The sequence below is a fragment of the Stappia indica genome (genome assembly GCF_009789575.1).
Taxonomy (GTDB): Bacteria; Pseudomonadota; Alphaproteobacteria; order Rhizobiales; family Stappiaceae; genus Stappia; species Stappia indica_A.
Genome location: NZ_CP046908.1, coordinates 2,802,774 through 2,821,062 on the forward strand (window position 1 = coordinate 2,802,774; position 18,289 = coordinate 2,821,062).

Consider the following 18,289-nt stretch of genomic DNA (forward strand, 5'->3'; position numbering starts at 1 on the left):
TCACTGCCTGTTCTTGTTGTCGGCCGCCGAACCGTTGCGCATCCGAATCGTCATGCGGCAACGCCGCGCAGCGTACGCTCGCGCTGGATGATTTCCGAGGCCAGGCGCAGATAGGCCTGGCTGCCGGAACATTTCAGATCGTAGAGCAGCGCCGGCTTGCCATAGGACGGCGCCTCGGACACCCGCACGTTGCGCGGGATGATCGTGTCGTAGACCGCATCGCCCATGGTCTCGCGCACGTCGGCGACCACCTGGGCGGAGAGATTGTTGCGGCTGTCGTACATGGTCAGGACGATGCCGTGGATCGACAGTTCCGAGTTCAGCGCCGCCTTCACCTGCTCCACCGTGCTGAGCAGCTGGCTGAGGCCCTCCAGCGCGAAGAACTCGCATTGCAGCGGCACCAGGATCGAATGGCTGGCCGACAGCGCGTTGATGGTCAAAAGGTTCAGCGAGGGCGGGCAATCGATCAGCACATAGGTGAAATCCGTGGGCGCGGTCTGGCGCCCCTGCCCTGCCAGCTCGGAGATGGCCTTGCGCAGCCGGTGGGCCCGGTCGGAGCGGCTGGCGATCTCCAGCTCGACGCCGAGCAGGTCCATGGTCGACGGCGCCACCCACAGCCGCGGCACCGCCGTATCCTGGATCGTTTCGGCCAGCGAACAATCGCCGATCAGAACGTCGTAGGTGGAAAGATCGCGGTTGCGCCGGTCGATGCCGAGACCGGTAGAAGCGTTGCCCTGCGGATCGAGATCGATCACCAGCACCCGCTCGCCGATGGCGGCAAGCGCCGTCCCGAGGTTGATTGCCGTGGTCGTCTTGCCGACGCCGCCCTTCTGGTTGGCAAGCGCGAGGACGCGTGGAGACTGAGGAAGCATGCTCATCCGGTCTGGCCTTTCCCTGTCGCGCCGCGCGGCCGAAGCCCCGAGATCATGAGGAGCCGGCTGTCGGGATCGATGAGGCTCTCCCTTTCTACCAGATCGAACTCCCAAGCGTGAGCGGCACGCGCGACCTCGTCGCGGAAATTTTTTCCTTTGTGGAAAATCGCAGGCGCGCCGTGATTCGAAAAGGGCTCTGCATAGGTCAGCAGCTCGGAAAGATCGGCCAGCGCCCGCGCCGACACCGCGTCGATCTCGCCGGCAAGCTCCCCCGATACATCCTCGATCCGCGCCGCATGCACCGTCGCCGGACATCCCGTCTCGCGGATCACCGTGCGCAGGAACGCCGCCTTGCGGCTGTTGCTCTCGATCAGGTGGACATGCGCGCCGGGCAGGCGCTCCATCTGCACCATCGCCGTCACCAGTCCGGGAAAGCCTGCGCCGCTGCCGAGGTCCGCCCAACGCGCCGCATCGGGAACCATCGCCACCACCTGCAGGCTGTCGGCCACATGCCGCCGCCAGGCCTCCGGCAGGGTCGACGGCGCCACCAGGTTCTGCGCCTTCTGCCAGTGCAGGAGCAAATTCACGTAAGTGGTCAAGCGCTCCACTGTTTCACGTGAAACTTCGAAAATTCCGTGAAGCACTTCCGGGCCGTCCTCGACGGCCAACCGCGCCGGCCGGCTCATGCCACGGCCTCCCGGCCGCCGGCGCGTGAGGTCGCTTTTTCCGCCTTGCGCACATGCGACAGCAGCAGCGTCAGCGCCGCCGGCGTCACCCCGTCGATCCGCGCCGCCTGGCCCAGCGTTTCGGGGCGCGCGCCTTCCAGCTTCTGCCGCGCCTCGTTGGACAGGCCCTTGACCAGCGCGTAGTCGAGGCTTGCCGGCAGCATCAAGTCCTCGTCGCGGCGCAGCGCATCGATATCCGCCTCCTGCCGCTTGAGATAGACCGCATAGAGCGCGTCGATCGCCACCTGCCCCGCGATCTTCGGACCGAGCGCACCGATCTCCTGCGGCCAGACGACGGCCAGCTTGTCGAGGTCGATGTCGGGATAGGACAGCAACTCGAAGGCCGAGCGCCGCACGCCGTCCTGGTTGATCGGCAGGCCGGCGCGCCGCCCCTCTTCCGGGGTCACCACCAGATTGGAGAGCACCTCGCGCGCCTGCGCCAGGTCCCGGCACTTCGCCTCGAACCGCGCAGCCCGGTCGGCGGACACGCAGCCGATCTCCATGCCCATCGGCGTCAGCCGCTGGTCGGCATTGTCCGCCCGCAGCGACAGCCGGTACTCGGCCCGCGAGGTGAACATGCGATAGGGCTCGTTGACGCCGCAGGTCACCAGGTCGTCGATCATCACGCCGAGATAGCCCTTGTCGCGACCGAAGACGACAGGCGCCTTCCCGCCCGCCTTCAGCGCCGCATTCAGACCGGCAACGAGGCCCTGCGCGGCCGCTTCCTCGTAGCCGGTCGTACCGTTGATCTGGCCGGCCAGGAACAGCCCGCCGACCCGGCGCGTCTCCAGCGTGCGGCCCAGCTCGCGCGGGTCGATGTGATCGTATTCGATGGCATAGCCCGGCCGCAGCACGGCGACATCCTCCAGACCCGGAATGGTCCGCAGGAACGCCAGCTGCGCGTCTTCCGGCAGCGAGGTCGAGATGCCGTTGGGATAGATCGTCGGGTCGTCCAGCCCCTCCGGTTCCAGGAACACCTGATGGCCGTCGCGGTCGCCGAACCGGACCACCTTGTCCTCGATGGAGGGGCAATAGCGCGGTCCCCGCCCGACGATCTCGCCGGAATACATCGCCGAGCGATGCAGGTTCTCGCGGATGATCTCGTGGGTGCGCAGCGTCGTGCGGGTGATGTGGCACGAGACCTGCGGCGTGGTGATGGCACACGTCAGCTCGGAAAATGGTTCCGGATCCGAATCGCCCTTCTGCTCCGCCAGTCGGTCCCAATGGATCGTGCGCCCGTCGAGCCGCGCCGGCGTGCCCGTCTTGAGCCGTCCCAGCTCGAACCCGTGCGAGAGCAGCGAGGCCGACAGCAGGTTCGACGGCGCCTCGTCGGCGCGGCCGGCCGCGATCTTGCGCTCGCCGATATGGATGACGCCGCGCAGGAACGTACCCGTGGTCAGCACCACCGCGCCGGCGACGAGCCGTCGCCCGTCCGCCAGCACCACCCCGCCGACATGCCCATCGGTCACGGTCAGCTCGGCCGCCTCCCCTTCGACGACCTCCAGATTGGCGGTCTCGCGGATCGCGTCCTGCATCGCCTGGCGATAGAGCTTGCGGTCGGCCTGGGCCCGCGGCCCGCGCACGGCCGGTCCCTTGCGCCGGTTGAGCAGGCGGAACTGGATGCCCGCCCGGTCGGCCACCCGGCCCATCAATCCGTCCAGCGCATCGACCTCGCGCACCAGATGCCCCTTGCCCAGGCCGCCGATGGCAGGGTTGCAGGACATCACGCCGATTGTGGAGAAGCTGTGGGTGAGCAGGGCGGTGCGCGCGCCCAGCCGTGCGCTGGCGCTTGCCGCCTCGCAGCCCGCATGGCCGCCGCCGATGACGATCACATCGAAGACAGGCTCGGCGACATCTCCGCCCTTCATCCTGGTCATGTGCTTTCAGCCTCTGCCGGGCCGGGGACAATCGGGCCCGGGATCTTGGACGGGCGGCGAAGGAAGAAGGTCCCGCGGCGCCGGCCTTTGCGTGGATATCTCGTGAGGCGGTGATACCCGAAAACCGGCGCGCCGGTCAAAGACAAGCAGCGTACCAGCGCTGCATCGGCCATCCGTTTCGGATGAGTCTTCATTACGGTTTTGAATCGATCCTCGATTCCTGCTGTTTCACGTGAAACGCTCGTTTACTTCCCGATACAAAATTCGCGGAAAATCACGTCCAGCAGGTCCTCGACACCAACACGCCCGGCAATCCGGCCCAGCGACTCCCCTGCCCGGCGCAGGTCTTCGGAGCGGATTTCCAGCGACCGCCGCTCCATCAGCGCATCGCCCAGAGCCGCAAGGCAGGCCTCCAGATACCGCCGGTGCCGCTCCCGCGCCGCCAGCGGTTCGTCCAGTCCGCCGACATGTGCCGCGGCAAAACCGGCCAGCGCGGCCAACAGGTCTTCCACGCCCTCGCCGCTGCGCACCGACAGGCGGAAGCTCCGCTCACCGGTCTCGTCGGCCGGCCAGCGCTCTCCCCTATCGGCCTTGGTCTCGATCCGCCACAGGGCCGGTGCGGTCTGCGGCGGGGCCGCCGGCTCCGCGTCCGGTTCCCCCTCGGGCGCGACCAGCCACAACACCAGGTCGGCATCGCCGGCCCGCGCCAGCGCCCGGCGAATGCCCTCGCGCTCGACCAAGCCTGCCTCCTCGCGCAGGCCCGCCGTATCGACCAGCGTCACCGGATAGCCGTCGAGGTCCATATGCACCTCGATCACGTCCCGCGTGGTCCCCGCCTCCTCGGTAACGATGGCGACATCGCGCCGCGCCAGCGCATTCAGTAGGCTCGACTTGCCGGCATTGGGCGCACCGAGCAGCACCACCTGTACGCCGCTGCGCAGCCGCTCCGCCCGCTGCGACCGCTCCAGATGGGCAGCTATCTCGCCGCGCAGCCGCGCGACTTCCTCCCACACCACCGCCGAGACATCGTCCGGCACATCCTCCTCGTCGGCGAAATCGAACTCCGCCTCTACGAGTGCCCGCGCGCGGGTCAGCCGTCCGCGCCATCCGTCATAGACCGCCGCCAGGGCGCCGCCGGCCTGGCTCATCGCCAGTCGCCGCTGCGCCTCCGTCTCGGCCGCGATCAGGTCGGCAAGCCCTTCCACCTCCAGCAGATCCATCCGGTCGTTGTCGAAGGCCCGGCGGGTGAATTCGCCCTGCTCGGCCATCCGGCACCCGGGCAACAGGCCGAGCATCTCCAGCACCGCGGCGACCACCGCCCGCCCGCCATGGCAATGGAGTTCGGCGACATCCTCGCCGGTGAAGCTCGCCGGCCCCGGAAACCACAGCACCAGGGCCCGGTCGATCACCGCGCCATCCGCCGGCCGCCGAAGATCCCGAAGGGATGCGCGGCGCGGCGCGGGACAGCTGCCGCAGATCGTTTCGAGGACGAATCGTGTGCGCGGGCCGGACAGGCGGATCACCGCGACACCGGCCGGCACCGGTCCGCTCGACAGGGCGAAGATCGTATCGCGCCCGTCCCCCTCTGCCGCGAGGGTTCGAATCCCTGCCTCATCCATCGGCTTTCCCTTGGCTCCCGGCATCGACTGACCTAGCTTTCCTGACAACGAGATGGCGTGCGGCGTCGGACCTGCGACGCATCACGCTCATGCCCTGATATCGGAGAGGCCCATGACCGACAACCGTCTGGCCAACGCCACCAGCCCCTATCTGCTCCAGCACAAGGACAATCCCGTCGCCTGGCGGCCTTGGGGACCGGAAGCGCTGGCTGAAGCCCGCGCCGCCGACAAGCCGATCCTGCTCTCCGTCGGATATGCCGCCTGCCACTGGTGCCACGTCATGGCGCATGAGAGCTTCGAGGATCCCGGCGTCGCGGAGGTGATGAACCGCCTCTTCGTCAACATCAAGGTCGACCGGGAGGAACGGCCCGACATCGACCAGATCTACATGAACGCGCTGCATGCCCTCGGCGAGCAGGGCGGCTGGCCGCTCACCATGTTCCTGACCAGCGAGGCCGAGCCTTTCTGGGGCGGAACCTATTTCCCCAAGACCGCGCGCTGGGGCCGGCCCGGTTTCGTCGATGTCCTGGAAGCCGTGGCCGGCACCTATCGAACGGACCGGGGGCGAATCGATACCAACCGCAAGGCCCTGATGGATCACCTGAGCAAGGCCCCTGCCGGGCCGAGCGGCCACATGCCGGCGGACCTGCCCGCCACGGCTGGCAAGCGACTTGCCGGTCTCTACGACAAGGTCCATGGCGGCATCCGCGGCGCCCCGAAGTTCCCGCAGGCCTGCGTCAGCGAACTCGTCTGGCGCACCGGCCTGCGCACCGGCGACGCCGAGACCCTGCGCACCTGTCTCCTCACCCTTGAGCGCATGAGCAATGGCGGCATCTACGACCATATCGGCGGCGGCCTTGCCCGCTACTCCGTCGACGAGCGCTGGCTCGTGCCGCATTTCGAGAAGATGCTCTACGACAATGCGCAATACATCTCCCATCTGGCCCGGGCGCTCGCCCTCCCCGGCCTGGCACCGGGCGTCGCCGAACTGTTCCGGACCCGACTCGACGAGACGGCGGGATGGCTGCAGCGCGAGATGATGAACGGCCCCGCCTTCGCCGCCAGCCTCGATGCCGACAGCGAGGGAGAGGAAGGCCGCTTCTACGTCTGGACGCCGGACGAGGTGGCGGCGGTTCTCGGCGAGACGGAAGAGTGCCTGCTCTTCTGCGAGGCCTACGACATCACCGTCCCGGGCAACTTCGAGGGCTCCAACATCCCCAACCGGCTGGCACCGCCGGAGGACGATGTCGGCGATGCGCTTGCCCGCTTCACCGGTACCCGCCGTGCCCTCCTCGCCGCACGCGAGGCACGGGTTCGTCCGGGGCGCGACGACAAGGTGCTGGCGGACTGGAACGGGCTGATGATCGGCGCCCTTGCCGAGGCCGAGTACATCTTCCGCATCGCGGGTGTTTCACGTGAATCGTGGCGGCGGCTCGCCCTTGGCGCCTATCGCTTCGTCATGGACGAGATGCGCGACGAAACCGGCCGCATGGCTCATGCCTGGCGCGCCGGCCGGTCGACCCGTCCCGGCTTTGCCAGCGATCTCGCCGCAATGATGAAGGCCGCGATCACGCTTGCCGAAACCTCTCCTGCCATATCGGAGGCGAATCGGTTTCTCGCCGACGCAAGGGACCTGGCCGCGCAGCTGGATCGGGACTTTGCCGCAGAAGGTGGCGGCTATCACCTGTCGTCCGTGGATGCCGGCGACGTCATCCTGCGTCCCCTCTCTCCGATGGACGAGGCCGTGCCGAACGCCAACGGCGTTGCTGCGGAAGCGCTGCATCGGCTCTGGCATCTGACCGGGGACGAGACGGCGCAGGCCCGGTCCGACGCTATTCTCGCCCGGTTCGGATCGGAGATCGCAGGCAATGTCTTCGGCACGGCCAGCCTGCTCAGCGCCATGGATACGAGCGTCAACGCCTTGCTGGCGGTTCTGGTGGTGCCGATCGAGGGCGACGCATCGGATGGCGCGATGGCCTTGCGCCGCGCGGTGGCGAGCCTCGCCGACCCCGCTGTCATCCGGCTTGAAGTCCCGGCCGGGCATGCCTTCCCCTCAGGCCATCCGATGCATGGCAAGACCGCCAGGGACGGCAGGCCGACCCTCTATCTCTGCCGCCACGGCGCCTGCAGTGCGCCCGTCACCGATGCGGCAGACTTGGAGGCAGCCCTACTGCAGCTCATGGGGCGTGGCACCGGCGCGATCTAGCGCCGATGCCGATCAACTTCCCGCCTGACGCTCACGCCAGCTCGAGACCCGAAGCCTGTAGAGGACATGACGAACGAGCGGGTGCCCCGGGTCGAGTGCGGGATGGTCGAAGTCGCCCTCCTGGTCCCGCTGCATGCCGAGACGCTCCATCACCCGCCGCGAGGGCGTGTTCGTTACCGTGGTAAAGGAGACGATCTCGCCGAGGTTGAGGGTTTCGAATCCGAATCGAAGCCACGCCCGCGCAGCCTCGCTGGCATAGCCATGGCCCCAGGCCGACCGGGCCAGTCGCCAGCCAATCTCGACGCAAGGCGCAAAAGGCAGCGCGTGGCGCGGCCGGTTGAGGCCGACGAAGCCGATGAACGACCCGCTTTCCTTCACCACCACCGGCTGGAAACAGATTCCGTCCTCACGGCTTCGCTGGCGCGCTGTATCCAGCAAGGCATCGCTTTCCGCCCGGTCGAGAGTGGACGGAAAATAGCGCATCACCTCCGGATCGGCATTGAGCGCGGCGAAAGCCTCGCGGTCTTCATCCGCCCAGGGTCTCAGCAGCAGGCGGTCCGTCTCGATCACCGGGGCGACCTCGCTCGGATCTTCCAGCTGGTCCGTCATCGTTGCACCTCCGAATCGACCTGATTCACGTGAAACATCTGCACCTCAAAAAGCAACACCCGCGAGAGCTGTCGCCGCTCGCGGGTGTTTCACGTGAATCCCATGGAAAGGCGCGAGGTCCCCGCGCCCGTCCGTCAGGTGTTCATGCTGTCGAAGAAGTCGTCGTTCGACTTGGTCTGGCGCAGCTTGTCGAGCAGGAACTCGATAGCGTCGACCGTCCCCATCGGGTTGAGGATGCGGCGCAGGACGAACATCTTCTTCAGGTTCACCGGCTCGACCAGCAGCTCTTCCTTGCGGGTGCCGGAGCGCTGGATGTCGATGGCCGGGAACACGCGCTTGTCGGAGATCTTCCGGTCCAGGATGATCTCGGAGTTGCCGGTGCCCTTGAACTCTTCGAAGATGACCTCGTCCATGCGGCTACCGGTATCGATCAGGGCGGTAGCGATGATCGTCAGCGAGCCGCCCTCCTCGATGTTACGGGCCGCACCGAAGAAGCGCTTCGGCCGCTGCAGGGCGTTGGCGTCGACACCGCCGGTCAGCACCTTGCCCGAGGACGGGACGACGGTGTTGTAGGCGCGGCCGAGGCGGGTGATCGAGTCCAGCAGGATGACCACGTCGCGGCCATGCTCGACGAGACGCTTGGCCTTCTCGATGACCATCTCCGCCACCTGCACGTGACGCACTGCCGGTTCGTCGAAGGTGGAGGACACCACTTCGCCGTTCACCGTGCGCTGCATGTCCGTGACTTCCTCCGGCCGCTCGTCGATGAGCAGCACGATCAGGTAGCATTCGGGATGGTTGGTGGTGATGGACTTGGCGATGTTCTGCAGGAACACCGTCTTGCCGGTCCGCGGCGGCGCGGTGATCAGGCCGCGTTGGCCCTTGCCGAGCGGGGCGACCAGGTCGATGACCCGCGACGACAGATCCTTGCTGCCGGCCGGGGTCTCGACTTCCATCTTCAGCCGCTCATCCGGATAGAGCGGGGTCAGGTTGTCGAAGTGGACCTTGTGGCGCGCCTTCTCCGGGTCTTCGAAGTTGATCTTGTTGACCTTGAGCAGCGCGAAATAGCGCTCGCCTTCCTTGGGACTGCGGATCTCGCCTTCGACCGTGTCGCCGGTTCGCAGCGAGAAGCGGCGGATCTGCGACGGCGAGATGTAGATGTCGTCCGGGCCCGGCAGATAGTTCGCGTCCGGCGAACGCAGAAAACCGAAACCGTCCTGCAACACTTCGACGACGCCCTCGCCGATAATGTCGACGTCCTGGGCAGCCAGTTGCTTGAGGATGGCGAACATCAGCTCCTGCTTGCGCATGGTGCTGGCGTTCTCGACCTCATGCTCCTCCGCAAAAGCGAGGAGTTCGGTCGGCGTCTTGATCTTCAGATCTGAGAGTTTCATTTCCCGCATGGGCAATGGATGGTCTTCTGCTAGAGGGGTGGAGGAGGAGATGCGAGTGATCCCGCGCCGCATATGGGCAGACCGGATCATCAGGAAAAGGGAATGGCTGCGGGTCGACAATCGGAGCTGTCGTTCCGACCTGGTGCTTCTACGGCTCCGGTTGCCTGCGCGGGTCAAGACCGCCGCTCCGGAACTTCGCCAACACCATGCCCGCAGGATGTGAGGTTGAGGGAATCTACATTTTTAAATTCGGCAGGGCAAGCACCATTCGTCGAGTGCTCGCACTATTGTCACGTCGGGCGCAAGACTATCCGTCTCCGCCCGACGCAGGGTTATGACAGGTTAACCGCTCAAAACGGCTTGATCACCACCAGAATCACGATCAGAACCATAAGTACGGTCGGCACTTCGTTGACGATGCGATAGTGGCGAGAGCTGTGCGTGTTGGCATCCGCGGCAAATTGGCGCACGCAGCGCGCAAGGTAACCGTGCAAACCGCTCATCACGAGAACCAGCGTCAGCTTGGCATGCAGCCATCCGGACGAGAAGAACCCGCCCTCATAGGCGACCCACAGGCCGAAGATCCAGGACGAGATCATCGCCGGCGTCATGATCGCCTTGAGCAGGCGCCGCTCCATGACCTTGAAGGTCTCGCTCTGCGGCGTCCCCGGTCCCGCTTCCGCGTGATAGACGAAAAGCCGCGGCAGGTAGAACATCGCGGCCATCCAGGCGATGACCGAGATGATGTGCAGAACCTTCAGCCATAGATAGAGCATGGATCATCCGTTTCCAGGGGGAACACTGCCACGGACAGGCCGTGGCAGACGTCAGGACGCCTCAAACGGGTCCGGGGCCCGGCGCACACGTTCGATCATCCGCGCCACGTTCTCCGGATCCGCATCCGGTGTCACTCCATGCCCCAGATTGAAGATCAGCGGACCCTGTCCAAGTGTCGCAAGCACCTGGTCGACACCCTCGTCCAGCGCCTGCCCGCCGGCAACCAGCCGCATCGGGTCGAGATTGCCCTGCACGGGAACCAGCTTCTGCACCTCGCGGGCAAGCGCGCCCGGCACGGTCCAGTCGAGGCCGACCGCATCGACGCCGGTCCCGGCGATGTAATCGGCGAGCCGCGCGGCCGATGCCTTGGGGAACCCGATGATCTTCGCGCCCGGCACGGCTGCACGCACGCCCTCGACGATCGCCCGCGTCGGGGCGATCGACCAGCGGCGGAAACCGGCATCGTCGAGAACGCCGGCCCAGGTGTCGAAGATCTGCACCGCATCGGCGCCGGCCTTCAGCTGCCGCACCAGATAATCGATGGAGGCCGTGACCAGCTGGTCGATGAAGGCCTGCATCAGCTCCGGATCGCGATAGGCGCCGATCCTGGCGGCGGTCTGCTCCTGGGTGGTGTGCCCGGCCACGGAATAGCAGGCGACCGTCCACGGGGCTCCGCAGAAGCCCAGCAGCGTCACCTCTTCCGGGAGTTCCCGGCGCAACCGCGAGACGATCTCGATGACGGGATCGAGATGGCCGACCGCCCGTTTCTGGTCGAGCTTGCCGACGAGCCGGTCGCTGAGCGGTTCCAGCACCGGTCCGCGCCCTTCCTCGAAGCGAACGGGATATCCGAGCGCATCGGGAACCACGAAGATATCCGAGAAGAGAATCGCCGCGTCGAAGCCGTAGCGCCGGATGGGCTGCAAAGTGACTTCGGTTGCAAGCTCTATGTCGTAACAAAATTCAAGAAAGTTAACTCTTTTTGAACGGGTGGCACGGTACTCGGGGAGATACCGTCCGGCCTGTCTCATCATCCAGACCGGGGGCGGCCAGAGCCTTTCGCCGGCCAGCACCTGCATGATCCGTCGCGACGCCGTCTGAGACACGAGACCCCCTTTAAAAAAGAAAAGAATCCTTGAAATAGGATTCTGTTGTTTTTGTTTGGCACTGGACAACCGGGATTATCGGTTGTCGACACGGCTCCACATGACCTGTTCGCTCACCGCCTGTCGAGGGGTTTCGGGCATAAGCCCTTTTACCCATCGTGGTGATAACCCGAATTTCCGATAAAAAACAGGCAGCTGGAGTTTTGTTAACCATCTGTTAACCTTTAAGGCAGCGTCGAACAAGCTGGGGACGGCGGAAGAACACTTCGGTTTTCCCCGCAATCGGCGATCCTTCCGTCTCCGGCTCCTGCTCGCCTGTGCAGTGTTGATTGTTTTTTCGCTTCGGGCATGGTTTTGCGGACGTGGCCTCGAAAGGGCCGGTTTGACCACACTAACCAGCGCAAATGCCGCCTGCAGGGGATAACAGCTTGGGAAAGACTCGTAACTTCTTCCACCTGCACATGGTTTCGGACTCCACCGGCGAAACTTTGATGACCGTGGCGCGCGCCGCGACCGCCCAGTACGAGGACGTTCAGGCGATCGAGCACGTCTATCCGCTGGTGCGCTCGACGCGGCAGCTCGACCATGCGCTCGACGAGATCGAGCACGCTCCCGGCATCGTTCTCTATACGCTCGTCGATCCGGAGCTGGCCGACCGGCTGGAGCAGGCTGCCCGGGCTGCCGGCGTTCCCTGCGTCAACATCCTTTCGCCGGTCTTCGCCGTCTTCCAGTCCTATCTCAATGTCCGCCTGACGGGCCGCATCGGCGGCCAGCATGCGCTCGATGCCGACTATTTCCATCGCATCGAGGCGCTCAATTTCACCATGCTGCATGACGACGGGCAGATCCCGGACAATCTCGACGAGGCGGATGTGGTGCTTCTGGGCGTCAGCCGCACGTCCAAGACGCCGACCTGCATCTATCTGGCCAATCGCGGCATCAAGGCGGCGAACATTCCCATCGTTCCGGACATTCCCCTGCCCCGCCAGCTCGGCGAGCTGCGCCGGGCGATGGTGGTGGCCGTCGTCGCCTCGGTGGAGCGCATCCAGCAGGTGCGGCAGAACCGCATCCTGACGCTCAATGCGGGCGGGTTCGAGAACGAGACCTATGTCGACCGCCGGGTGATCGCCCGCGAAATCGCGGTGACGCGCAAGATCTGCGCCGAGCACGGCTGGCCGCTGATCGACGTCACCCGCCGGTCCATCGAGGAAACCGCGGCGGAAATCATGGCCTTGTACCGGACCCACAAGAGCGCTCTGGCAAACGGCGGCGTGGCCTGATATCGCCTGAAGCGGCCTTCAACAGCTTGCGGATGGGTTCATGACCGACATCATTCTCGCCAGCGGCAGCCGGATCAGGGCCGAGCTGCTCGCCAATGCCGGCCTCACGTTCCGGGTCGACCCGGCGCAGGTGGACGAGCGCGCCGTCGAGGCGCCGCTGCTGGAGGCGGGCTTTCCTCCCGAGGACATCGCCCGCGTTCTTGCCGAAGCCAAGGCCCAGGAAACCAGCGCCCGCAATCCCGGCGCCCTCGTCATCGGCGCCGACCAGGTGCTGGAGTTCGACGGCCGCCGCCTGACCAAGCCGGAGGATATGGAGGCGGCCCGCCGCCAGCTTCTCGCCATGTCCGGCAAGCGCCACCAGCTGCATTCCTCGGCCGCAATCGCCCGCGACGGCGAGACCGTATGGTGCGGCACCGCGACGGTGCATATGAAGATGTGGCCCTTCGGCCCGGAATTCGTCGGCCGCTATCTCGCCGCCGCCGGCGATGTCGTGCTGTCCAGCGTCGGCGCCTATCAGCTCGAGGGGCGCGGCGTGCAGCTTTTCGAGGCCATCGAGGGCGACTATTTCACTGTGCTCGGCCTGCCGCTGCTGCCGCTGCTGAAGCAGCTGCGCGAGATGGGGGCAATCGAGAGATGACGCGGCGTGCCGCCATCACCGGCTATCCCGTCAGCCATTCCCGTTCGCCGCTGATCCACAATCACTGGCTCGCCCTTCACGGCATCGACGGCACCTACGAGCGCATCGCCGTCGCGCCGGAAGAGGCTCATTGCTTCTACGAGTCTTTGGGCGACCAGGGGCTTGTCGGCTGCAACGTCACGGTTCCCAACAAGGAAGCGGCGGCCGCGGTCTGTGCCACGCTCGACGAGGCCGCGCGCGCCATGGGCGCGGTCAACCTGTTGTGGGTGGAAGCCGACGGCCGCGTGCACGGCGCCAATACCGATGGCCTCGGCTTTCTCGGCAATCTCGACCAGATGGCGCCGGGCTGGGACGAGGATCTGCGCGAGGCGGTGGTCCTGGGCGCCGGCGGGGCGGCTCGCGCCATCGTCTGGGCGCTGCTGTCGCGCGGTGTGAAAACCGTGACAATCGTCAATCGCACAAGGTCGAAAGCCGAAGAACTCTGCGCCCGTTTCGGGTCCGACTCGAAGGCTGCCGACTGGGGAGAACTCACCAGTCTTCTGGGGAGTGCCGGGCTGCTCGTCAACACGACCTCGCTCGGCATGCAGGGCCAGCCGCCGCTGGAGATCGACCTCTCCCCGCTCCCTGTGTCGGCGCTGGTGACCGATGCGGTCTATGCGCCGCTGGAAACGCCGCTGCTGGCCGCAGCGCGCGCGAGGGGCAACCCGGTGGTCGACGGGCTCGGCATGCTGCTGCACCAGGCGGTGCCCTCCTTCGAGCGCTGGTTCGGCGTCCGTCCGCAGGTCACCGCGGAGCTGCGCGCCCTGCTTCTGGCCGATCTCGAGGTGGCCGCGTGATCGTTCTCGGCCTCACCGGCTCCATCGGCATGGGCAAGAGCACCACGGCGCGCATGTTCGCCGAGGCCGGTGCGGCGGTCTATGACGCCGATGCTGCCGTGCACCGGCTCTATTCCGGCAAGGCGGCGCCGCTGATCGAGGCCGGCTTTCCCGGCACCGTCGTGGACGGCACGGTCGACCGCACCCGGCTCGGCGAGCAGGTCATCGGCAAGCCCGGGGAGATGAAACGGCTGGAGGCCATCGTCCATCCCCTGGTGCGCGAGGCGGAGAACGCCTTTCTTCAGGATGCCGCGCGCCGGGGCGCCCGCGTTGCCGTGCTCGACATCCCGCTCCTGTTCGAGACGGGCGGCGAGCGCCGCGTGCGTGCCGCTGTCGTGGTCACCGCATCGCCGGATGTCCAGCGCGAGCGGGTGCTCGCCCGCCCCGGCATGAGCGAAGCGCGGTTCGAGGGCATCCTCGCCAAGCAGATGCCGGATGCGGAAAAGCGTCGCCGGGCGCATTTCCTCGTCGATACGGGTCAGGGGGTCGAGCCCGCGCGCCGCGCGGTCGGCGCAATCCTGCGGGCCGTCGCCTCCCTCGCCTGAGGAAAAGCACGCGGATATCCTGCGCACAACCGGCTCGCAACATGAGGATCAGCTGGGGAAAACCGGTGGCAAGGAGCATGGGGCGCTGTGCCTTGCTGTCGCTGCCGGGGCCGATCTGAGACACTGAAACCGGCCGGCGCATCGCCGGCCGGGCATGACACGGGGACCTCGACCTTGCGGGAAATCGCCTTCGACACGGAAACCACGGGCCTTGATCCCAGGAACGGCGACCGGCTGGTGGAAATCGGCGGCGTCGAGCTGATCAACCACGTGCCGACGGGCCGCACCTATCACGTCTACATCAACCCCGAGCGCGATGTGCCGATCGAGGCGTTCAACGTGCACGGCCTGTCGAGCGAGTTTCTGGCCGACAAGCCGAAATTCGCCGAAGTGGCGCAGGAGTTCCTGGAGTTCGTCGGCGATGCGGTGCTGGTGATCCACAACGCCTCGTTCGACATGGGCTTCATCAACATGGAGCTCGCGCGCGTCGGCCTGGGGCCGATCCCGCCCGCCCAGGTGCTCGACACGCTGGCCATCGCCCGGCGCAAGCATCCCGGCTCGCCCGCCTCGCTGGACGCGCTGTGCTCGCGCTACGGCATCGACAATTCGCGCCGCACCAAGCACGGCGCGCTGCTCGATTCCGAGATCCTGGCAGAGGTCTATATCGAGCTGATCGGCGGCAAGCAGGCCGGCCTTGCCTTCAGCGCCGAGGAAGAGACGACGACTGTCGAGGTCGTGCAGCAGCGCAGCCGCGCCCAGCCGCGGCCCGTGCCGCTGCCCCCGCGCCTGAGCGCCGCCGAGATCGAGGCCCATGCCGCGTTCGTCTCCGGCATGGGCGACAAGGCCCTGTGGAAGCGTTACGAGCCGGGCGAGGCCTGATCAGCTGGGAAAATGAGAGCGGGGAAGGATCCCCGTTCTTCTTCCTTACAGCATCGAGGGCAGGACGCGATCCGGCGGACGGTGGCCGTCCATGAAGGTCTTGATGTTGATGATGACCTTCTCGCCCATGTCGATGCGGCCCTCGACCGTGGCCGATCCCATATGCGGCAGCAGCACCACCTTGGTGGAGGCGACCAGCTTCGGGTTGACCGCCGGCTCGTGCTCGAATACGTCGAGACCGGCGCCGGCGAGCTGGCCGGCATCGAGCTGACGGATCAGCGCCGCCTCGTCGATCACCTCGCCGCGCGCGGTGTTGACGATATAGGCCTCGGGCTTCATCAGCTTGAGCCTGCGGGCCGACAGCAAGTGATAGGTCGCCGGGGTGTGCGGGCAGTGGATGGACACGACGTCCATGCGCGCCAGCATCTGGTCGAGGCTTTCCCAGTAGGTCGCCTCGAGCGACTCCTCCACCGCCTCGGACACCCTCCGGCGGTTGTGGTAGTGGATCGACATGCCGAAGGCCTTGGCGCGGCGCGCCACCGCCTGGCCGATGCGGCCCATGCCGATGATGCCGAGCCGTTTGCCCCAGATCCGCCGGCCGAGCATCCAGGTCGGCGACCAGCCCGTCCACTCGCCATGCTCCAGCACCTTGATGCCTTCGGCGATGCGGCGCGGCACGCCGAGGATCAGCGCCATGGTCATGTCGGCCGTATCCTCGGTCAGCACGCCGGGGGTGTTGGTGACCGTGATGCCGCGATTGTTGGCGGTGATCACGTCGATATTGTCGACGCCATTGCCGAAATTGGCGATCAGCTTGAGATTGGGTCCGGCCTGCGACAGCACGGCGGAGTCGATCCGGTCGGTGACCGTCGGCACCACCACGTCGGCGGTCTTCACCGCCTCCACCAGCTCGGCCTGGCTCAGCGGCCTGTCGGCCTCGTTGAGGCGCGTCTCGAACAGCTCGCGCATCCGCGTCTCGACGACGTCGGGCAGTTTGCGTGTCACGACGACCAGTGGCTTCTTCCTGGGCATGCTCCTCGCCTTTTCGCGCTCTGTTGAGGGCTCCTTAACCCTACCTGTCCGAAATTGCGTCGTCGTCGCCGCAGCGGCCGGGCCGACGCTTCAGTTCTCATTACCAGATGGTCCGGTCAAAACAAGGGATCGGAACGTGCGATAGCGCCGGATGGCGGGCTCAAGGCGGGCCTGCCTTGAAAATGTGCGATTCTCGGTCTTTCGCTGAACCCGTCGGACAGGCAGCGGCGATACGGATTTCGAGGGAAAGGACAGGGACCCCATGCGTGGATTGGCGAGGCGGTGCAGCGATCACGACAGGCAGCGGGCGGACGACGCCGGCCGGTCGCGTGCGCGCCCTGCGCCGACCCGCATCCGAAGGCCCCTTGCCCGAGCGCTGGCCGCCGCCGGCCTCTGCCTGCTGCTGCTGCTGCAGATCTTCGCCGGGCCCGGCACCGCCCTTGCCCAGAGCACCACAAAGGGTCCGAGCGGCTTTCCCGTGCCGCGCTTCGTCAGCCTCAAGTCCGAGCGCGTCAACGTGCGCATCGGGCCGACGCTGGAGCACCGCATCGGCTGGACCTATGTCCGCGCCGGCCTGCCAGTTGAGATCGTCCAGGAATTCGAGAACTGGCGCCGCATCCGCGACTGGCAAGGCGAAGAGGGCTGGGTGTTCCATTCGCTGCTCAGCGGCCGCCGTACGGCGCTGGTGACCCCCTGGGAGCAGTCCGGCACCACGCCGCTGCGCGCCGAGCCGCGCTCCGACGCCCGTCTCGTCGCCGAGCTGGGCCCGAACGTGCTGGCCAATGTGGGGAGCTGTCGGCAGGGCTGGTGCCGCATCAGCGGCGAGAAATTCGCCGGCTGGATCGACCAGACGCGGCTGTTCGGCGTCTATCCGGACGAAACGGTCGAGTGATCGTACCACTTGCAAATCATTGAAACACAAACGAAAACGGCGGCCGCACCTTGGTGTGGCCGCCGTTTTTCTTCGTCCTGATGCGAAAGTCTCGTCTCAGACTTCCTCGATCTGGCGTGCGACCTGGGCTTCGGCTTCCTGCATCTTCAGCGCGTCGAGCCGCGGCATCGACACGGTGTTGTAGCCGCTGTCGACGAAATGCACCTCGCCGGTGACGCCGGACGACAGGTCCGACAGGAGGTAGAGCGCCGAGCCGCCGACCTCGTCGATGGTCACGGTGCGACCGAGCGGCGAGTGCTGCTTCTGGTAGTTGAACATCACCCGCGCGTCGGAGACGCCCGATCCGGCCAGCGTGCGCACCGGGCCGGCAGAGATCGCGTTCACCCGGACGTTCTGCAGGCCGTAATCCATGGCGAGGTAGCGCACGGAGGATTCCAGCGCCGCCTTGGCCACGCCCATCACGTTGTAGTTCGGCATCACCTTGGTCGAGCCGCCATAGGTCAGCGTCACGATCGAGCCGCCGTTCGGCATCAGCTCGGCCGCCCGCTTGGCGATCTCGGTGAAGGAGAAGCACGAGATCAGCATCGTGCGGGTGAAGTTCTCCCGCGTCGTGTCGGCATAGCGGCCGCGCAGCTCCGACTTGTCGGAAAAGGCGATGGCATGGACGAGAAAGTCGATGCTGCCCCACTCGGCCTTCAGCGTCTCGAACACCTTGTCGACCGTGGCGATGTCCTCGACGTCGCAGGGGATCAGCAGATTGGCCCCCACGCTGTCGGCCAGCGGCCGCACGCGGCGGCCGAAGGCCTCGCCCTGATAGGTGAAGGCGAGCTCCGCCCCCTGTGCCGCAAGCGCCTTGGCGATCCCCCACGCGATGGAGTGATCGTTTGCGACGCCCATGACCAGACCGCGTTTGCCCTTCATAAGCCCGCTCATTCCCAACTCCTTCAGAGAAGCGGGCGGGGCCTTG

General features: G+C 66.3%; 17 protein-coding genes. 7 read left to right on the forward strand and 10 right to left on the reverse strand.

Annotated features, from left to right (window positions below; genetic code table 11):
• Positions 1–50: 50 nt before the first annotated feature.
• The 4 genes from GH266_RS13210 to mnmE all read right to left on the reverse strand — a co-directional run bounded on the left by GH266_RS13210 (position 51) and on the right by mnmE (position 5,093).
• Complete coding sequence (locus GH266_RS13210) at positions 51–878, reverse strand: ParA family protein (RefSeq protein ID WP_158194238.1); 828 nt, start codon at positions 876–878, stop codon at positions 51–53.
• Positions 875–1,558, reverse strand: a complete 684-nt coding sequence (gene rsmG, locus GH266_RS13215; protein WP_158194239.1) for a 16S rRNA (guanine(527)-N(7))-methyltransferase RsmG — start codon at positions 1,556–1,558, stop codon at positions 875–877. Before rsmG ends, GH266_RS13210 begins: the two co-directional genes overlap by 4 nt.
• Positions 1,555–3,474: a tRNA uridine-5-carboxymethylaminomethyl(34) synthesis enzyme MnmG gene (gene mnmG / locus GH266_RS13220; protein ID WP_425329543.1), complete on the reverse strand. Its 1,920-nt coding sequence runs from the start codon at positions 3,472–3,474 to the stop codon at positions 1,555–1,557. Before mnmG ends, rsmG begins: the two co-directional genes overlap by 4 nt.
• A 245-nt stretch (positions 3,475–3,719) precedes the next feature.
• A complete protein-coding gene (gene mnmE, locus GH266_RS13225) occupies positions 3,720–5,093 on the reverse strand; it encodes a tRNA uridine-5-carboxymethylaminomethyl(34) synthesis GTPase MnmE (RefSeq protein ID WP_158194240.1) in 1,374 nt (457 codons plus the stop codon).
• A 112-nt stretch (positions 5,094–5,205) separates the two neighbouring features.
• Here mnmE and GH266_RS13230 point away from each other — a divergent pair, with 112 nt between their 5' ends.
• Complete coding sequence (locus GH266_RS13230; RefSeq protein WP_158194241.1) at positions 5,206–7,299, forward strand: thioredoxin domain-containing protein; 2,094 nt, start codon at positions 5,206–5,208, stop codon at positions 7,297–7,299.
• A 12-nt stretch (positions 7,300–7,311) separates the two neighbouring features.
• Here the strand turns inward: GH266_RS13230 and GH266_RS13235 are convergent, their stop codons facing one another.
• The 4 genes from GH266_RS13235 to hemE all read right to left on the reverse strand — a co-directional run bounded on the left by GH266_RS13235 (position 7,312) and on the right by hemE (position 11,155).
• Positions 7,312–7,908, reverse strand: a complete 597-nt coding sequence (locus tag GH266_RS13235) for a GNAT family N-acetyltransferase (protein ID WP_158194242.1) — start codon at positions 7,906–7,908, stop codon at positions 7,312–7,314.
• 134 nt (positions 7,909–8,042) lie between these two features.
• Positions 8,043–9,311, reverse strand: a complete 1,269-nt coding sequence (rho, locus tag GH266_RS13240; RefSeq protein ID WP_158194243.1) for a transcription termination factor Rho — start codon at positions 9,309–9,311, stop codon at positions 8,043–8,045.
• A gap of 341 nt (positions 9,312–9,652) precedes the next feature.
• Entirely contained in the window at positions 9,653–10,078 is a 426-nt protein-coding gene (gene hemJ, locus GH266_RS13245) for a protoporphyrinogen oxidase HemJ (protein WP_158194244.1), read from the reverse strand.
• A gap of 51 nt (positions 10,079–10,129) precedes the next feature.
• Positions 10,130–11,155, reverse strand: coding sequence for a uroporphyrinogen decarboxylase (hemE, locus tag GH266_RS13250; RefSeq protein ID WP_158194245.1), 1,026 nt, complete (start codon positions 11,153–11,155; stop codon positions 10,130–10,132).
• A 431-nt stretch (positions 11,156–11,586) separates the two neighbouring features.
• Here hemE and GH266_RS13255 point away from each other — a divergent pair, with 431 nt between their 5' ends.
• The 5 genes from GH266_RS13255 (at position 11,587) to dnaQ (ending at position 15,398) form a co-directional block, all read left to right on the forward strand.
• Entirely contained in the window at positions 11,587–12,462 is an 876-nt protein-coding gene (locus tag GH266_RS13255) for a pyruvate, water dikinase regulatory protein (protein WP_158194246.1), read from the forward strand.
• Between the two features lie 40 nt (positions 12,463–12,502).
• Entirely contained in the window at positions 12,503–13,099 is a 597-nt protein-coding gene (locus GH266_RS13260) for a Maf family protein (protein ID WP_158194247.1), read from the forward strand.
• Complete coding sequence (locus GH266_RS13265) at positions 13,096–13,935, forward strand: shikimate dehydrogenase (RefSeq protein ID WP_158194248.1); 840 nt, start codon at positions 13,096–13,098, stop codon at positions 13,933–13,935. Before GH266_RS13260 ends, GH266_RS13265 begins: the two co-directional genes overlap by 4 nt.
• Positions 13,932–14,519 carry a dephospho-CoA kinase gene (gene coaE / locus GH266_RS13270; protein WP_158194249.1) on the forward strand — a complete coding sequence of 196 codons (588 nt, stop codon included), beginning with the start codon at positions 13,932–13,934 and terminating at the stop codon, positions 14,517–14,519. The genes GH266_RS13265 and coaE overlap by 4 nt, the downstream gene beginning before the upstream one ends.
• 174 nt (positions 14,520–14,693) lie before the next feature.
• A complete protein-coding gene (gene dnaQ, locus GH266_RS13275; RefSeq protein WP_158194250.1) occupies positions 14,694–15,398 on the forward strand; it encodes a DNA polymerase III subunit epsilon in 705 nt (234 codons plus the stop codon).
• A gap of 45 nt (positions 15,399–15,443) precedes the next feature.
• On the opposite strand, the gene GH266_RS13280 is transcribed toward dnaQ, so the two are convergent.
• Positions 15,444–16,430, reverse strand: a complete 987-nt coding sequence (locus tag GH266_RS13280) for a 2-hydroxyacid dehydrogenase (RefSeq protein ID WP_158194251.1) — start codon at positions 16,428–16,430, stop codon at positions 15,444–15,446.
• A gap of 262 nt (positions 16,431–16,692) precedes the next feature.
• Here GH266_RS13280 and GH266_RS13285 point away from each other — a divergent pair, with 262 nt between their 5' ends.
• On the forward strand, positions 16,693–17,322 hold the full coding sequence (locus GH266_RS13285) for an SH3 domain-containing protein (protein WP_158194252.1): 630 nt from the start codon (positions 16,693–16,695) through the stop codon (positions 17,320–17,322).
• A 96-nt stretch (positions 17,323–17,418) separates the two neighbouring features.
• On the opposite strand, the gene fabI is transcribed toward GH266_RS13285, so the two are convergent.
• A complete protein-coding gene (gene fabI, locus GH266_RS13290; RefSeq protein ID WP_158194253.1) occupies positions 17,419–18,255 on the reverse strand; it encodes an enoyl-ACP reductase FabI in 837 nt (278 codons plus the stop codon).
• Positions 18,256–18,289: the final 34 nt, after the last annotated feature.

What these genes read in the sequence shown, in the direction of transcription:
- GH266_RS13210 (WP_158194238.1), bottom strand. Translation starts at nt 878, where the DNA reads ATGAGCATGCTTCCTCAGTCTCCACGCGTCCTCGCGCTTGCCAACCAG.
- rsmG (WP_158194239.1), bottom strand. Translation starts at nt 1,558, where the DNA reads ATGAGCCGGCCGGCGCGGTTGGCCGTCGAGGACGGCCCGGAAGTGCTT.
- mnmG (WP_425329543.1), bottom strand. Translation starts at nt 3,474, where the DNA reads ATGACCAGGATGAAGGGCGGAGATGTCGCCGAGCCTGTCTTCGATGTG.
- mnmE (WP_158194240.1), bottom strand. Translation starts at nt 5,093, where the DNA reads ATGGATGAGGCAGGGATTCGAACCCTCGCGGCAGAGGGGGACGGGCGC.
- GH266_RS13230 (WP_158194241.1), top strand. Translation starts at nt 5,206, where the DNA reads ATGACCGACAACCGTCTGGCCAACGCCACCAGCCCCTATCTGCTCCAG.
- GH266_RS13235 (WP_158194242.1), bottom strand. Translation starts at nt 7,908, where the DNA reads ATGACGGACCAGCTGGAAGATCCGAGCGAGGTCGCCCCGGTGATCGAG.
- rho (WP_158194243.1), bottom strand. Translation starts at nt 9,311, where the DNA reads ATGCGGGAAATGAAACTCTCAGATCTGAAGATCAAGACGCCGACCGAA.
- hemJ (WP_158194244.1), bottom strand. Translation starts at nt 10,078, where the DNA reads ATGCTCTATCTATGGCTGAAGGTTCTGCACATCATCTCGGTCATCGCC.
- hemE (WP_158194245.1), bottom strand. Translation starts at nt 11,155, where the DNA reads ATGCAGGTGCTGGCCGGCGAAAGGCTCTGGCCGCCCCCGGTCTGGATG.
- GH266_RS13255 (WP_158194246.1), top strand. Translation starts at nt 11,587, where the DNA reads ATGCCGCCTGCAGGGGATAACAGCTTGGGAAAGACTCGTAACTTCTTC.
- GH266_RS13260 (WP_158194247.1), top strand. Translation starts at nt 12,503, where the DNA reads ATGACCGACATCATTCTCGCCAGCGGCAGCCGGATCAGGGCCGAGCTG.
- GH266_RS13265 (WP_158194248.1), top strand. Translation starts at nt 13,096, where the DNA reads ATGACGCGGCGTGCCGCCATCACCGGCTATCCCGTCAGCCATTCCCGT.
- GH266_RS13280 (WP_158194251.1), bottom strand. Translation starts at nt 16,430, where the DNA reads ATGCCCAGGAAGAAGCCACTGGTCGTCGTGACACGCAAACTGCCCGAC.
- GH266_RS13285 (WP_158194252.1), top strand. Translation starts at nt 16,693, where the DNA reads ATGCGTGGATTGGCGAGGCGGTGCAGCGATCACGACAGGCAGCGGGCG.
- fabI (WP_158194253.1), bottom strand. Translation starts at nt 18,255, where the DNA reads ATGAGCGGGCTTATGAAGGGCAAACGCGGTCTGGTCATGGGCGTCGCA.